Below are 15,439 nucleotides of genomic sequence, written 5' to 3' on the forward strand. Positions count from 1 at the left end.
TTTAAAACTAAAAAGGAGTCCTCAATGAAGAAAACAGCCGCAGTTCTCTCTGCCCTGATGCTTACGTTCACCCTGGCCGCCTGTTCCAGCAACTACGTGATGCATACCAATGACGGACGCACCATTGTCGCTGACGGCAAGCCAAAAGTGGACAACGATACCGGCATGATCAGCTATAAAGACGCTAACGGCGTCGAGCAGCAGATCAACCGCGCCGATGTGAAAGAGATGGTTGAAAGCAACCAGTAACCGTCAGGCAAAAAAAAGCACCGCAAGTTTTGCGGTGCTGCATAAAATCACTATGGACAGACAGGGTAAATGTACAGGAAGTGAAAAAACAGTAGCCTAGCTACCATGTCCGGAATCGCCGGACAATTTGCAAACACAACATCACAACCACAAGCCAAAAGTTCATCGGCGTCCTCGACACCCACTCCCTTTTCGTTCCGGCCCGGGAAGTGCCGCCACTATAGGTATTTGCTGGCGCATCCTCAACGGACAAATTATAATGGCTCGGATTAAAAAAACTAATGGCAATACGCCGTTAGCGTTTACCGATGGCTTGCCACACAAAGCCGCCCGATTTTCGGCGCCGAATCATTCGGATTAATGTTACACAAAAGTAGCTAATTTAATGTCTAAACGCTTACCTCCCCTCAATGCGCTGCGCGTGTTCGATGCGGCCGCTCGCCACCTGAGTTTCACCAAGGCGGCGGAAGAGTTGTTCGTGACCCAGGCCGCGGTGAGCCACCAGATCAAGTCGCTGGAGGACTTTCTCGGACTGAAGCTGTTTCGCCGGCGCAATCGCTCGCTGCTGCTGACCGAAGAGGGCCAAAGTTACTACCTCGATATCAAGGAGATTTTCTCTTCGATCAACGAGGCGACGCGCAAGCTGCAGGCGCGTAGCGCCAAGGGGGCATTGACCGTCAGTCTGCCGCCGAGCTTCGCCATTCAGTGGCTGGTGCCACGGCTGTCCGGCTTTAACTCAGCTTATCCGGGCATCGACGTGCGCATCCAGGCGGTGGACCGCGAAGAGGACAAGCTGGCGGACGACGTCGACGTGGCGATTTTCTACGGCCGCGGCAACTGGCCGGGACTGCGCGCCGAGCGCCTGTATGCGGAATATTTGCTGCCGGTGTGTTCGCCGAGCCTGCTGACCGGCGATCATCCGCTGAAAACCGCAGAGGATCTGGCTTATCATACGTTGCTGCATGACGTTTCACGCCGCGACTGGCTGGCCTATACGCGCCAGCTGGGGTTGCAGCACATCAACGTGCAGCAGGGGCCGATCTTCAGCCACAGCGCCATGGTGGTGCAGGCGGCGGTGCACGGTCAGGGCGTGGCGCTGGTGAACAACGTGATGGCGCAAACCGAGATTGAAGCCGGTCGCCTGGTGTGCCCGTTCAACGATGTGCTGGTCAGTAAAAACGCTTTTTATCTGGTATGTCATGACAGCCAGGCAGAACTGGGTAAAATAGCCGCCTTCCGGCAGTGGATCCTGGCGCGTGCCGCCAGCGAACAAGAGAAGTTCCGCTTCCGCTACGAACAATAAGGCCGGCCGCCGCCTTGCCGCGGCCGGTGATTTTTAATGGGATAGATCACGATGAGCAGCCGTTCCATGCTGGTTTTCGCCGCTATCAGCGGCTTTGTGTTTGTCGCGCTGGGCGCATTCGGCGCGCATGTGTTAAGCGGTACGCTCGGCGCCAATGAAATGGCCTGGATCCGTACCGGGCTGGAGTATCAGGGGTTCCACACCCTGGCCATCCTGGCGCTGGCGGTCGCGATGCAGCGCCGCGTGAGCCTGTGGTTTTACTGGAGCGGAGCGCTGTTGGCGTTCGGCACCGTGTTGTTCAGCGGCAGCCTCTATTGCCTGGCGCTGTCGCACCTGAAGGTCTGGGTATATATCACGCCGGTTGGCGGCGTGTGCTTCCTGATCGGCTGGATATTGATGTTGATTGGCGCTTTGCGTCTGAGGAAAAAGGCCGAGCGCCATGAATAAGATTGCGTTGTACTGCCGCCCCGGCTTTGAAAAAGAGTGTGCGGCAGAGATCACCGACAAAGCCGCCCAGTTGGAGATTTACGGCTTTGCACGGGTAAAAGAGCACAGCGGTTACGTGCTGTTCGAATGCTATCAGCCGGACGATGCCGATCGCCTGGCGCGGGAGATTCCGTTCCGCGAACTGATTTTCGCCCGCCAGATGATCGTGGTGGGTGAGCTGCTGCGCGATCTGCCACCGGAGGATCGGGTATCGCCGATCGTTGGCATGCTGATCGGCGTGGTTGATCGCGGCGGCGAGCTGCGGGTGGAAGTGCCGGACACCAACGAAAGCAAAGAGCTGATGAAATTCTGCCGCAAATTGACGGTGCCGCTGCGCGCCGCGATGCGCGAGCAGAAGGTGCTGATGGCGCGCGAGAACCCGACTCGCCCGGTGGTGCACGTGTTCTTCATCGCGCCGGGCTGCTGCTACGTCGGTTACTCCTACAGCAACAACAACTCGCCGTTCTACATGGGCATTCCGCGTCTGCGCTTCCCAGCCGATGCGCCGAGCCGTTCGACGCTGAAGCTGGAAGAAGCGTTCCACGTGTTCATCCCCGCCGACGAGTGGGACGAACGCCTGGCCAGCGGCATGCACGCGGTCGATCTGGGCGCCTGCCCGGGCGGCTGGACCTATCAGCTGGTGAAACGCAGCATGATGGTGCATTCGGTGGATAACGGCCCGATGGCGCCGAGCCTGATGGAAACCGGCCAGGTGACGCACCACCGCGCCGACGGCTTCAAGTTCGAGCCGAACAGCAGCAAAATCTACTGGCTGGTGTGCGACATGGTGGAGAAACCGGCGAAAGTGACCAGCCTGATGATTCAGTGGCTGGTGAAAGGTTGGTGCCGCGAAGCGATCTTTAACCTCAAGCTGCCGATGAAAAAGCGCTATGAGGAAGTGTCGCAAAACCTGATGAGCATCCGCGAAGCGCTGGGCGCTGCCGGCATCAGCGTCGAAGTGCACGCCAAACAGCTGTATCACGACCGCGAAGAGATCACCGTACACGTGCGCCGCATGTGGTCGGCGGTGCCGGGTCGCCGCGACGAGCGCGATTAATCGCGTTAAACCTGATGAAGGGCGCTGCTTGCAGCGCCCTTATTGTATCGGCAGTCGCAGCTGCTGCAGGTTGCCGTCCAGCGACAGATCGGTGCGCAGCGTGGCGACGTGTTTGCTGACGTAGGCCAGCTCGCGGTGCTGCTCCAGCTTGCCGCGCCATTTCTCCGGCACCTGCTCCAGGTGCTGATAGATCCCGTCCAGACTGCCCGACTGCTGCAACAGCAGCACGGCGGTTTTCGGCCCGATGCCGGCCACGCCGGGGATCTTGCTGCTGCCGATCCCCGCTAACCCCCAGTAGTCCGGCAGTTGCTGCGGCTGCACGCCGAATTCCTGCTGCACGAAAGGCATATCCAACCAGCGTTTCTGGAAGTAATCGCGGATCTGTACGTTCGGCGCCAGCAGCTGGCAATAGCCTTTGTCGGTGGAGACGATGGTCACCTGGTGGCCGCCGCCGGCGACCTTCGCCGCCAGCGTGGCCGCCAGATCGTCCGCTTCGTTGCCGGGCGAATGCCAGCTGGCGACGCCCAGCTCGGCGAAGGCCTCACGCAACTGCGGCATCTCCTGCTGCAGGTTTTCCGGCATCGGCGAACGCCCGGCCTTGTAGTCCGGCAGAATTTGGTGACGCCAGCTATCGCTGCGATCGTCCTCGTCGAATACCGCTACCGCGTGGGTCGGGCGGCTGTGCTGGATCAGCTGCTGCAGCGCGTGGCGGCAGGCGTTGACGCAAGGAGAGCCCTGTACGGCGTGAATGCGGCGGATGAGGTTCAGGGCGTCGACAATCAGTAGGTGTATCATCATGGGCGGCAAGGTCAGAAAAAACAGGGCGGCCGTTACGCCGCCCAGGATTGAGGATCAGGCGACGATTTCGTAGCAGGGCACATAGGCGCTGCCCGGCAGCTTCATGCGGTGCTGGGCGACAAAGCCCTGCAGCAGGCTGTCCATCTGCTTCATCATCTGCGGTTCGCCGTGCAGCTTGTACGGGCCGAACTGTTCAATGGCGTGGATGCCGTTTTCCTTCACGTTGCCGGCCACGATGCCGGAGAACGCGCGGCGCAGCGCGGCGGCCAATTGCTCCGGCGGCTGGTTCGGATACAGATTGAGGTTCGCCATGTTCTCGTGGGTCGGCTCGAACGGCAGCTGCAGATCCGGCGCGATGCGGATCGACCAGTTAAAGCTGTAGGCGTCGCCGGTGTTGCGGCGGTTTTCCTTCACCAGCGGCATGGCTTTCTTCATCTGCCGCGCCACTTCCGCCGGATCGTCGATGATAATGGTGTAGTGACGGCGCGCCGCGTCGCCCAGCGTGTTCATGATGAACTCGTCCAGCACGCGGAAGTAGTCGGCGCTCTCTTTCGGCCCAGTCAGGATCAGCGGCAGCACCTGTTCGCTGTTCTCCGGGTTCATCAGGATACCCAGCAGGTACAGCAGCTCTTCGGCGGTGCCGACGCCGCCAGGGAAGATGATGATGCCGTGCGCGATGCGCACGAAGGCTTCCAGGCGTTTTTCGATGTCCGGCATGATCACCAGCTCGTTCACCAGCGGGTTAGGCGGCTCGGCGGCGATGATCGACGGTTCGGTCATGCCGATGAAGCGGCTGTTGCGATAACGCTGCTGCGCGTGACCGACCGCCGCGCCTTTCATCGGCGCTTCCATGGCGCCCGGCCCGCAGCCGGTGCAGATGTTCAACTCGCGCAGGCCCAGCTGGCTGCCGACCTTGCGCGCGTACAGGTATTCGTTCTCGTTGATTGAGTGGCCGCCCCAGCACACCACCATGTTGGGATCTTCATCCAGATGCAGCGTGCGTGCATTGCGCAGGATCGAGAACACCAGGTTGGTGATGTGGGCCGAGTTTTCCAGGTTCAGATGCTGGAAACGGCCGGCGCTGGCGATTTGGCCGTGCACGAACAGGATGTCGCGCAACACGGCGAACAGGTTGGCCTGCAATGAACGGATGATGCGGCCGTCGACGAACGCCTCTTCCGGCGGGTTGACCAGCTCCAGTTTCACGCCACGCTCGCGGCGCAGCACGTTGATATCGAAGGTTTCATAGCGCGACAGCAGCTGTTTGCTGTTGTCGGTTTGGCTGCCGGAGTTCAACACGGCCAGCGAACAGTTGCGGAACAGGCGGTACAGGTCGCTGCTGGCAGTGCGTTTCAGCATGTCTACTTCCAGCTGCGACAATAAATCCATAGAGCCAAGCGGGCTGATGTGTGTAATCAAGGTAACTCCTTTGCACCCGGTGCGGGGCGGTAGTAATCCATACGCAGCAAAACAGCATCTCGTTATGGTTGGTGTACTGCGGTGCAACGGGCGTTCTGCCCGGCTGCAGCCTCGTTTTAACCTTACCGCCGTCCCTGCGCTTTTACCAACACAAACCGCTCGTTAGCTCAGTTGTTGAGCAATGTTTCGCACTTATTGGCGCGCCAGGCGGCCGTGCTCGGGAGTGAACGCGACGTTGCTGCGCCACGGGTTGATGTCCAGCCCGCCGCGACGGGTGTAGCGGGCGTAAACCGTCAGGCTCTGCGGCCGGCAGTAGCGCATCAAATCATTGAAGATGCGCTCGACGCACTGTTCGTGGAATTCGTTGTGGTGGCGGAAGGAGACCAGGTAGCGCAGGAGCGCTTCGCGATCGATCTTGCCGCCGCGATAGCTTATCTGCACCGAGCCCCAGTCCGGTTGATGGGTGATCAGGCAGTTGGACTTCAGCAGGTGGCTGACCAATTGCTCTTCCACTGCCTCTTCTCCGACGGCGTTCAGCAGGTAGTCGGCGTTGAACTCATAATTGTCGATGCGGATATCCTGTTGGTCGATGCAGTCGCCGGCCAGACGGGCGATCGGCGTGCCTTCCAACTGCTCGACGCTGAACAGGGTGACGCTGACTTCGCCCTGGGCGCAGGCGGACAGATCGCGCTGCAGGGTGCTGCGCACCGTTTCCCCATCGGCGAACGGCGTTTGGTTGAAGCTGTTGAGATACAGCTTGAAGCTTTTCGATTCGATCAGGTTCAGGCTGTCGGCGTTGAGGCTGATCTCGCCGACCGCCACCTGCGGCAGCCCGTTGGCGTTGAGCCAAGAGAGTTCGTACAGCGTCCAGATGTCCGCGCCGTGGAAGGGCAGGTTGTCGGGGTACAGCCCCAGCGGCTCGCGGTTCATGCTGCGCGGCACCGCCTGCAGCAGCGTGGCGTCGTAGCGATCGCGGTAGGCGGTGGGTTTGCCCAGCGTCAGCCCCGACAGGGCCTGGTGGTCTTGATATGAGGACATCTGCTGTCACCTCGGTCAGAGATAGGTACAATGGCCGTCAGTTTAACGTATGCGAGAAAGAATATGGACCATGATGTATCGCACGCCCTGCGTGAATTCACTCAACGCTATGTCGAGTTGTGGCAGCAAGAGCGCGGCCACGCGCCGGCCAGCGAGGCGCTGTACGGCGTGCCGTCGCCCTGCATCGTGGAGAATCGCGAGGACGACGTGCTGTGGTTGCCGCAGCCTTTCGAACCGGCGGCGACGCTGGAAAAGGTAGAGACCGCGCTGGAGCTACGTTTGCAGCCGGATGCGCATCGCTTCTACACGCAGCAATACGCCGGCGACATGAGCGCGCAGTTCGGCGAGCATCGCCTGAGCCTGCTGCAGGTCTGGAGCGAAGAGGATTTTATCCGCCTGCAGGAAAACCTGATCGGCCATTTAGTGACGCAAAAGCGCCTCAAATTGTCGCCGACCCTCTTCCTGGCGACCACCGAATCCGAGATGACGATGGTGTCGCTGTGCAACGTCAGCGGCAACGTGGTACTGGAGCAGTTCGGCAGCGATAAGCGCACCTTGTTGGCGGCGACGCTCGGGAATTTCCTCGATGCGCTGCGCCCGGTGTTGGACTGAATCGCGACGGATTCGCCGTCGCCCGTGTGAGAGATCTCTCACACGGGCTGTGAGATATCGCTCTTAATTTTTCCCACCTTTTTCCAGGCTATGAGATTATTGTTATCCAGATCAATTGGTTAGAATTTCTTTAGGATAACTCTTAGTCTTAATTTAGTGTGAGACACCTCCCAAACCCTTGTGATTCCGGGGAATTTAAGCGATCTTATCGTTACCGGAACGGAACCGGCGGAGCAGGAAAGCATCAGGATGATGCAGCTTCAGGAAGAAGAAAGGGATGCGCTCAGGCACGAGCGAAGGATGGCGTCAGGAGATGCCCAGGATGTTTCAGGATAGAAACCAGGGACACCTCCAGGACGGAGATTGAGAGCCGGCACAGGACTGTCGGCGGGTCAGGAAGGCTGAGGAACCGCGTCAGGACGATGCTGCAGGATGATGCAAGGATCACTTGGTCAGGATGGCCGCAGGAAAAGTTTTCAAGGATTGAGCAGGGAGCACACTGTGTAGCGGGATAGCTATAAAACGAACCGGGGGCACTGTTAACGCAGTGCCCCCAACTTTTTGTTCTCTCCCGCCGTGCGTGCTCCTCTGCTTAATCCATCGCCAGCGTTAACCAATCGCGCCCAGCGTATCGCCTGCGCCCTGTTTTTTCGGCAGCAGGAACAGCGTGGCGTAGATATCCAGCAGGTAAATCGCCGCCAGCAGGCTGATGGCGGCGGTAAATGACACCTGCGTCACCAGCGCACCGATCACCAATGGCCCCAGGCCGCCGACGCCGCGCCCCAGATTGAACAGGATGTTTTGCGCGGTGGCGCGCGCCTGTACCGGGTAGGTATCGGAAATCAATGCGCCGTAGCCGCCGATCATGCCGTTGACGAACATGCCCATCACGGCGCCGGCGAACAGCATCAGCATCGGATCGCTCAACTGAGCGTAACCGATCACCATCACTACCGCGCCTACCTGATACAACACGAAAATCTTCCAGCGGGCGAAGCGATCGGCCAGAACGCCAAACAGCCAGATACCGAACGTCATGCCGACCACCGTCACCGCCGTCCACAGGCCGGACTTGGTGAGTGAGAAGCCGAAGTTTTTCGCCAGGTAAGTCGGCATCCAGATCATCAGCCCGTAGTAACCGAAGTTCTGCACCGAACAGAGAATGAAGATGCCGATGCTGGCCTTGCTGGTAGTGCGATCCTTAAACAGCAGGCGCAAACGCTGCAGGAAGGAGAGCGGCCGCCCGGCGTCTTTCTGCCGCACGAACGCCTCCGGCTCGCCCAGCGTGCGGCGGATCAGGAATGACGCCAGCGCCGGCAGCAGACCGACCAGGAACATACCGCGCCAGCCGATGTGTTCCAGCAGCAGCGGCGTCAGGAAGGCGGCTGCCAGCACGCCCAATTGCCAGCCCATGCCGACGTAAGCCGAAGCGCGGTTGCGTTTCTCCGCCGGCCAGGCTTCGGCGATCAGCGCCATGCCGATGCCGAATTCGCCGCCCAGCCCGATGCCCGCCAGGGTGCGATAGGCCAGCAGATCCCAATACCCTTGCGCCACGGCGCACAGGCCGGTGAACAGGGAAAACATCAGAATGGTGATGGTCAGCACCCGGATGCGGCCGAAACGATCGCTGAGGTGGCCGAAGATCACGCCGCCCAGCACCGCGCCGATCAGCGTCCAGGTGACCAGCGAACCGGCGGCCGATGAGGTTAATCCTAATTCGATGCTGATGGCCGGCAGCATAAAGCCGAGGATCAGCAGGTCAAACCCGTCCATGGCATAACCGGTGACCGAGGCCAGCATGGCTTTACCGGGCGTCGCGTGGTTTTTTTTCTCTGTTATTACGGACATGAATCTTTATCTGTGTGGTGAATTCGGTGGCCTATTGTGCCGCGCGGCGGCGATCGCCACCAGATAAAAACGGCAGCCGGTCTCGGGCGCGCCAAATTTGGGCTATAAAAATGCTATGCTTTGCCGCCTTTCAGCCAGCGAGCTGAATACCATAATGAAAAGAGATCGGGAATGCAGATGAGTATACATAACCAGGTGCGCCGCAGTTTGCAGGCGATTGAACAATCCATGCGCGATCTGGCGCTGTGGCAGGCCGCGCCGCCTGAGCATGAGGCTTTTTCCAGCACCGAGCCGTTCTGTATCGACAGCATGTCGGCCGAAGCCTGGCTGCAGTGGGTGTTTCTGCCGCGTATGTATGCGCTGCTGGACGCCCAAGCGCCGCTGCCGACGCGCTTCGCCATCACGCCTTATTTCGAAGAGGCGCTGAAAGATCGTGAGCCGAGCAGCCTGCCGCTGCTGGTGCTGCTGCAACAGCTGGATTTGATGTTAAACAAAGAGCCGTAATTCACCGGCGGCGCGCAGATTTTTGCCGCCCGGCAGTGTAGAGTACTCGCGCGGATGCCGGGCAGGAGAGCCGACGGTGTCTTTCGGCTCGGTTGAACCGCGACGGTTGACCGGGGGCTGCATTAGGATGATGAGGTGCTGCAATAATGGATTTATTAAGGTTTATCCTGCGTTTGCCTTTTACCCTGGTTAAGGGCGTTTGTCGCCTGCTGGGTGGGGCGTTGTCGCTGTTGGGACGGTTGCTGAGACCGCTGGTCGGCAACCTCAGCTGGCGCGCGCCGGCCTGGTGGGCTGCGCTGCCGCGCGGTTTTTTGCGGCTCGAAAGCGGCGTGGATAAACACCCGAAAGCGATCGGTCTGGGCCTGCTGCTGCTGGCGGGGGCCGCGGGCGGCGCGTTTTACGGTTGGCACTGGTGGCAAAATCGGCCCCAGCCCATCGAGCCGGCGCCGTTGGTGGTTCAGGAGATCAGCGCCGAGGTGGCCAACCCCGAGCCGATAGATTACGCCGCCGCCCGGCAGGCGCCGCAAACGGTGAGCCTGACCTTCAGCGGCTCGGTCGCGCCGATCGCCGTGGTGGGTAAAACCGTGAGCGCCGGTATCACCCTCAAACCGACGGCAGAAGGGCAGTGGGCGTGGAGCAATGAATCAACGCTGGTGTTCTCGCCGAAAAAACCGCTGCCGATGGGGGCGAAATATGAGGTGGCCCTGGAGCCCGCCACCTTGCTGGCGCCGCAGGTCAAGCTCGCCAAAACCCGCTATGCCTTCACCGTGCCCGCGTTCGATTACCGTCTGGGGCAGGCCGAGTATTACCGCGATCCGCAGGATGCACAGAAACGCAGCGCGATTTTCAATCTGCAGTTCAACGCGCCGGTCGACGTCGCCAGCTTTGAAAAACAGATTTCGCTGGGATTGAAGGAAGGCAGCACGTCCTCCGAGAAAAAGCTGAACTTCTCTCTGGTCTATGACGAGAAAAAACTGAACGCCTGGGTGCATTCCGAGCCTCTTCAGGCGCTGGATCAGGGCGGCGCGGTGCATCTGACCGTCGGTAAGGGCGTTAAATCGACGGCGGCCGGCAACGCGGTCGAAGAGGCGAAAAGCAACTGGGTCAAGGTACCCACCCTCTACAGCCTGGCGCTGAGCGACGCCAGCGCTCAGGTCGTGGACACCGACGGCGGCCAAGGGCAGCGTGCGCTGGTGGTCGGTTTCAGCGATGCGGTGAAGGATAAAGAGTTGGTGCGGGCCACCAAAGCCTGGCTGCTGCCGCAGCACGATCCGAGCGATGCCGAGGCCGCCAACGATGCCGAAGACTTCTATCAATGGACGGTCGACAGCGTCGGCAAAAACGTGCTGGCGCAGGCGACGCCACTGCCGTTGACGCTTAACGAGGCGGAAGAGGCCTATCAACCGCAGTTCAGCTTCCGTTTCGACGCTCCGGCGCACCGCTTTGTGTTGCTCGAGATAGACAACCAGCTGGTCTCTGTCGGCGGTTACAAGATGCCGAAGAAGGTTTATCGGGTGGTCGACGTGCCGGAGTTCCCGAAATCGCTGCAGTTCATGTCGCAGGGCTCGCTGCTGTCGGTTAACGGCGACAAGCAGATCAGCGTGGCGGCGCGTAACGTGGCGGGCCTGCGGCTGGACATCAAACGGGTGATCCCGAGCCAGCTGCAGCACATTGTCTCCTTCAAAAGTCGGGACTACTCGTCCACGGAATTCAACCGTCTCAACGACGAATATTTCACCGAGCATTTCAAATACCAAACGGCGCTCAACAACGAGCGGCCGGGGGAAGTGAACTATCAGGGCATCGATCTCTCCCGTTATCTCTCCACCAACGTCAGCTCCCATCGCGGGGTATTCCTGCTAACGCTGTCCGAATGGCAGCCGAACCGAAAACCGGCGGCGGAAGAGGCGGGCACCGAGCAGGATCAGGAACAAGATGAAAGCGAAGGGGAAGAGCAGCCCGACGTCGGCGATTCGCGCTTTGTGGTGGTGACCGATCTGGGCATCGTCGCCAAGAGCTCGCAGGATAAGACGCGCGATGTCTTTGTGCAGTCGATCCAAAGCGGCGCACCGGTCAGCGGCGCCACCGTGTCGGTAGTGGCCAAAAACGGCGTGACGCTGCTCAGCCAAACCACCGGGGCCGACGGCCACGTGCGTTTCCCGGCGCTCGATGTATACACCAACGAGCGCCAGCCGGTGATGTTCCTGGTGGAAAAGGAAGGGGATGTCTCCTTCCTGCCGACCGGTAGCTATAACGATCGCGGGCTGGACTTCTCGCGCTTCGACGTCGCCGGTGAACAAACGCCGACCGATCCGCGCACCCTCAGCAGTTATCTATTCTCCGATCGCGGCGTTTATCGGCCGGGGGATACTTTCAATATTGGCCTGATCACCCGCGCCGCCGACTGGGGCGTTGGCCTGGCCGGCGTGCCGGTGCGTGCCGAAATTCGCGATCCGCGCGACAAGCTGATGTCCACCGTACCGCTGACGCTGGGCGCCAGCGGTTTCAACGAGCTGAGCTATACCACCGATGAAAACTCACCGACCGGCGAGTGGAACGTCTATCTGTATCTGATCGGCAAAAACAACGATACCTCCACGCTGCTCGGCCATACCGCGGTCAATGTGAAGGAGTTCGAACCGGATCAGCTGAAAGTGAAGCTGGCGTTGACGCCGGACCGCCAGCAAGGCTGGGTAAAACCGTCTGAGCTGAAGGCCAGCATCGACGTGCAGAACCTGTTCGGCACCCCGGCGCAAGATCGCCGCGTGACCACCAGGCTGACGCTGCGGCCGATGTATCCGAGCTTCGATCGCTTCCCGGATTATGCGTTCTACGAAAACCGGCAAAACAGCGACGGGTTCGAAACCGAGCTGGAAGATCGCACCACCGATGAGCATGGCGCGGCCGATATTCCGCTCGATCTGAAATCCTACGCCGACGCGACCTATCAGCTGCAGCTGTTGTCGGAGGCGTTCGTCGCCGGCGGCGGGCGTTCGGTGGCGGCTACCGCCCGTACGCTGGTTTCGCCTTACGATTATCTGATTGGGGTGAAGGCCGACGGCGATCTGGGCTACATCAATCGCGACGCGGAGCGGCATCTGAATGTGATCGCCATCGATCCGGCCCTGAAACAGATCGCCATGCCGAATCTGAAGCAGGTGCTGATCGAACAGAAATACATTTCGGTGCTGACCAAACAGGATTCGGGCGTTTACAAATACCAGTCGAAGATGAAGGAAGTGCAGCTGTCGGAACAGCCGCTGGCGCTGAGCGAGCAGGGCGCGGATCTGCGGCTGACGACTGATAAGCCGGGCGACTTCGTGCTGGTGATTGAAGATGCGCAGGGCAAGACGCTCAACCGCGTCGCCTACAGCGTGGCCGGCAACGCCAACCTGAGCCGTTCGCTGGATCGCAACGCCGAACTGAAGCTGAAACTGAACCAGGCGGAATACCAGCCGGGCGAGGAGATCGAGGTGGCGATTAACGCGCCTTATACCGGCAGCGGTTTGATCACCATCGAGAAGGACAAAGTTTACGCCTGGCAGTGGTTCCACAGCGATACCACCAGCTCGGTGCAGACGATCCGCGTGCCGGCCGGCATGGAGGGCAACGGCTACATCAACGTGCAGTTCGTGCGCGACATCAACTCCAGCGAGATCTTCATGAGCCCGCTGAGCTACGGCGTGATGCCGTTCAAGATCAGCACCAAGGCGCGCCAAAACAGCCTCGAGGTGACGGCGCCGGCGGTCATCAAGCCGGGTGAAAACCTGACGATGACGGTCAAGACCGATGCGCCGCAGCAGGTGGCGCTGTTCGCCGTCGATGAGGGCATTCTGCAGGTGGCGCGTTACCGCCTGAAGGATCCGCTGGAGTTCTTCTTCAGCAAGCGCGAACTGAACGTGAGCAGCTCGCAGATCCTTGATCTGATCCTGCCGGAGTTCAGCAAGCTGATGGCGCTGACCGCGGCGCCGGGCGGCGATGCGGGCGAAGGGTTGGATCTCAACCTCAACCCGTTCAAACGCAAGCGTGACAAGCCGGTGGCCTACTGGTCCGGCATTACCGAAGTCAGCGGCGAGAAGCAGTTCGTCTACCCGGTGCCGGACTACTTCAACGGCAAGATCCGCGTCATGGCGATTTCGGTGACGCCGGAGAAAATCGGCAAGGCGCAAACCGCCGCCACGGTGCGTGACAGCTTCATCATGACGCCGAACGTGCCGGCGATGGTGGCGCCGGGCGATGAGTTCGACGTCAGCGTGGGCATCAGCAACAACCTCGAAGGGCTGAACGGCCAGTCGGCAGCCATCAACGTCCTGCTGACGCCGCCGCCGCAATTGGAGGTGGTGGGCAACGCGACGCAAAGCCTGACGCTGGCGGAAAAACGCGAGGGCGTGATCGCTTTCCGCCTGCGCGCCAAAGCCGTTTTGGGCGATGCGCCGCTGGTGTTCGACGCCCGTTACGGCGACCAGGCCAGCCGCCGCACCGTCAGCACCTCGGTGCGGCCGGCGGCGCCGTACCGCACCCAGTCGGTGATGGGGCGCATGAGTGGCAGCAGCCAGAACGTCGATGGCCTGCGCCAGATGTTCGATGCTTTCGCGCAGCGCCGGGCTGCGGTGTCGAATTCACCGCTGGTGCTGACCAATGGGCTGGCGCAATACCTGGCGGATTACCCATATTACTGTTCCGAGCAGATCGTCAGCCGTTCCATTCCGCTGATGCTGCAGAGCCGTCACCCAGAGATGAAAAGCAGCCTGAGCCAGGCGGAAGTCAGCAAGCAGCTGCGCAATCTGCTTGGCGTGCTGCGCGCCCGCCAGAACGACAGCGGGGCGATCGGCGCCTGGCGTTCATCGCCGGATGCCGATCCTTTCGTCACGCCTTATGTGGTGCAGTATCTGCTCGAAGCCAAAGCGGCGGGCTACGCCCTGCCGGAAGGCATGCTGGATGAAGCCAACGGCGCGTTGCGCGAGCTGGCGGCCAGCGGGTTCGACGATCTGTATCTGCTGCGCCTGCGCAGCTGGGCGGTTTACCTGCTGACGCTGCAGGGCGAAGTGACCACCAACTCGCTGGCGGCGGTGCAGGATACGCTGCAAAAACGCTATGGCGAGGAGTGGAAAACCGACCTGAGCGCGCTGTATCTGGCCTCTTCCTATCGCCTGTTGAAGATGGACGACGAAGCCGTCGCGTTGCTGCAACCGAGCTGGCAGCAACTGAGCAAAGCCTATGACAGCGCCTGGTGGACGCAGAACTATTTCGATCCGCTGGTGCAGGATGCGACGCGGCTGTATTTGATTACCCGTCACTTCCCTGAGAAGGTGGCGTCGATTCCGCCGCAGGTGCTGGAGAATATGGTCAAGGCACTGAAAGAAGAGCGTTACACCACGTACTCCTCTGCAATGAGCATCCTGGCGCTGGAAAGCTATTCGACTGAGGTGGCGGCGCAATCCGCCAATGCGGACGCGTTAGGCATCGTGCAGGTGGGCAAAAGCGGCAGCGAGCCGCAGCGCATCAGTGAGCTGCAGGGGCTGTTCGTTCAGGGGCAGTTTAACGCCGATGCCACCGCCGTGCGCTTCACCAACGGCGGCAATGCGCCGGCCTGGTATGTGGTGACGCAGGCCGGTTACGATCTGAATGCGCCGCAAAAAGCGCTGTCGCGCGGCATTGAGATTGTCCGCGATTACACCGACGAGCAAGGCAAAGCGGTGACGCAGGTGACGCTGGGGCAGAAGATCAACGTCCATCTGAAGGTGCGCGCCAACTCGAAAGAGGGGCAGAGCAACCTGGCGATCGTCGATCTGCTGCCGGGCGGGTTCGAAGTGGTGCAGCAGACGCCGCCGGAACCGGCCGATACCGGCGAGGAGAGCGACGATCGCGGCGGCTGGCAGTCGCCGCTGGCCGCCACCGGCTCCACCTGGGCGCCGGATTACAGCGATATCCGCGAAGATCGGGTGATTATCTACGGCAGCGCTGGCACCGAGGTGCAGGAGTTCGTCTATCAGATCAAGGCCACCAATACCGGCAGCTTTATTGTTCCACCGGCCTACGGCGAAGCCATGTACGACCGTGAAGTGCAGGCCATGTCGGCCGGCGGCGGCAAGCTGGTGGTGGTGCCGGCGGGCAACGACTAGGCC

Annotated in this window: 11 protein-coding genes; 7 read left to right on the forward strand and 4 right to left on the reverse strand. The window is 60.6% G+C overall.

Translation table 11 applies throughout. From position 1 onward, the window contains the following. Positions 1-24: 24 nt before the first annotated feature. The 4 genes from QMZ29_RS04550 to rlmM all read left to right on the forward strand — a co-directional run bounded on the left by QMZ29_RS04550 (position 25) and on the right by rlmM (position 3,095). The gene (locus tag QMZ29_RS04550) at positions 25-249 is read left to right on the forward strand and encodes a YgdI/YgdR family lipoprotein (protein WP_025304050.1); all 225 of its coding nucleotides are present in this window, start codon (positions 25-27) and stop codon (positions 247-249) included. A 385-nt stretch (positions 250-634) separates the two neighbouring features. Next, a complete protein-coding gene (locus QMZ29_RS04555; RefSeq protein WP_025304049.1) occupies positions 635-1,552 on the forward strand; it encodes a transcriptional regulator GcvA in 918 nt (305 codons plus the stop codon). A 51-nt stretch (positions 1,553-1,603) separates the two neighbouring features. Then, on the forward strand, positions 1,604-1,999 hold the full coding sequence (locus QMZ29_RS04560; RefSeq protein ID WP_004931896.1) for a DUF423 domain-containing protein: 396 nt from the start codon (positions 1,604-1,606) through the stop codon (positions 1,997-1,999). Continuing rightward, complete coding sequence (rlmM, locus tag QMZ29_RS04565; RefSeq protein ID WP_019455735.1) at positions 1,992-3,095, forward strand: 23S rRNA (cytidine(2498)-2'-O)-methyltransferase RlmM; 1,104 nt, start codon at positions 1,992-1,994, stop codon at positions 3,093-3,095. The genes QMZ29_RS04560 and rlmM overlap by 8 nt, the downstream gene beginning before the upstream one ends. Positions 3,096-3,134: 39 nt before the next feature. Here rlmM and xni read toward each other — a convergent pair whose 3' ends face one another. The 3 genes from xni to queF form a co-directional block, all read right to left on the reverse strand. Next, positions 3,135-3,893 (reverse strand): flap endonuclease Xni, encoded by a 759-nt coding sequence (xni, locus tag QMZ29_RS04570; RefSeq protein ID WP_197836011.1) that lies wholly within the window; start codon positions 3,891-3,893, stop codon positions 3,135-3,137. Positions 3,894-3,947: 54 nt separating this feature from the next. Continuing rightward, positions 3,948-5,312 (reverse strand): nucleotide 5'-monophosphate nucleosidase PpnN, encoded by a 1,365-nt coding sequence (ppnN, locus tag QMZ29_RS04575; RefSeq protein WP_019455737.1) that lies wholly within the window; start codon positions 5,310-5,312, stop codon positions 3,948-3,950. A gap of 192 nt (positions 5,313-5,504) precedes the next feature. Next, a complete protein-coding gene (gene queF, locus QMZ29_RS04580; RefSeq protein ID WP_049296155.1) occupies positions 5,505-6,350 on the reverse strand; it encodes an NADPH-dependent 7-cyano-7-deazaguanine reductase QueF in 846 nt (281 codons plus the stop codon). A gap of 63 nt (positions 6,351-6,413) precedes the next feature. Between queF and syd the strand changes: the two genes are divergently transcribed. Further along, on the forward strand, positions 6,414-6,962 hold the full coding sequence (syd, locus tag QMZ29_RS04585) for a SecY-interacting protein (RefSeq protein ID WP_025304045.1): 549 nt from the start codon (positions 6,414-6,416) through the stop codon (positions 6,960-6,962). Between the two features lie 609 nt (positions 6,963-7,571). On the opposite strand, the gene QMZ29_RS04590 is transcribed toward syd, so the two are convergent. Further along, on the reverse strand, positions 7,572-8,810 hold the full coding sequence (locus QMZ29_RS04590; RefSeq protein ID WP_147823292.1) for an MFS transporter: 1,239 nt from the start codon (positions 8,808-8,810) through the stop codon (positions 7,572-7,574). 177 nt (positions 8,811-8,987) lie between these two features. On the opposite strand from QMZ29_RS04590, the gene QMZ29_RS04595 reads away from it, so the two are divergent. Further along, positions 8,988-9,314 carry a YqcC family protein gene (locus QMZ29_RS04595; RefSeq protein ID WP_025304043.1) on the forward strand — a complete coding sequence of 109 codons (327 nt, stop codon included), beginning with the start codon at positions 8,988-8,990 and terminating at the stop codon, positions 9,312-9,314. Positions 9,315-9,460: 146 nt separating this feature from the next. Next, on the forward strand, positions 9,461-15,436 hold the full coding sequence (locus tag QMZ29_RS04600; RefSeq protein WP_060435083.1) for an alpha-2-macroglobulin family protein: 5,976 nt from the start codon (positions 9,461-9,463) through the stop codon (positions 15,434-15,436). Positions 15,437-15,439: the final 3 nt, after the last annotated feature.

It is taken from the genome of Serratia sp. PF-27 (assembly GCF_030053255.1).
In the GTDB taxonomy this organism is placed as follows: Bacteria; Pseudomonadota; Gammaproteobacteria; order Enterobacterales; family Enterobacteriaceae; genus Serratia; species Serratia bockelmannii.

Coding starts and splice junctions, on each gene's coding strand:
- QMZ29_RS04600 (WP_060435083.1), top strand. CDS start 9,461: ATGGATTTATTAAGGTTTATCCTGCGTTTGCCTTTTACCCTGGTTAAG.
- QMZ29_RS04590 (WP_147823292.1), bottom strand. CDS start 8,810: ATGTCCGTAATAACAGAGAAAAAAAACCACGCGACGCCCGGTAAAGCC.
- QMZ29_RS04555 (WP_025304049.1), top strand. CDS start 635: ATGTCTAAACGCTTACCTCCCCTCAATGCGCTGCGCGTGTTCGATGCG.
- QMZ29_RS04560 (WP_004931896.1), top strand. CDS start 1,604: ATGAGCAGCCGTTCCATGCTGGTTTTCGCCGCTATCAGCGGCTTTGTG.
- syd (WP_025304045.1), top strand. CDS start 6,414: ATGGACCATGATGTATCGCACGCCCTGCGTGAATTCACTCAACGCTAT.
- xni (WP_197836011.1), bottom strand. CDS start 3,893: ATGATGATACACCTACTGATTGTCGACGCCCTGAACCTCATCCGCCGC.
- QMZ29_RS04550 (WP_025304050.1), top strand. CDS start 25: ATGAAGAAAACAGCCGCAGTTCTCTCTGCCCTGATGCTTACGTTCACC.
- rlmM (WP_019455735.1), top strand. CDS start 1,992: ATGAATAAGATTGCGTTGTACTGCCGCCCCGGCTTTGAAAAAGAGTGT.
- QMZ29_RS04595 (WP_025304043.1), top strand. CDS start 8,988: ATGAGTATACATAACCAGGTGCGCCGCAGTTTGCAGGCGATTGAACAA.
- queF (WP_049296155.1), bottom strand. CDS start 6,350: ATGTCCTCATATCAAGACCACCAGGCCCTGTCGGGGCTGACGCTGGGC.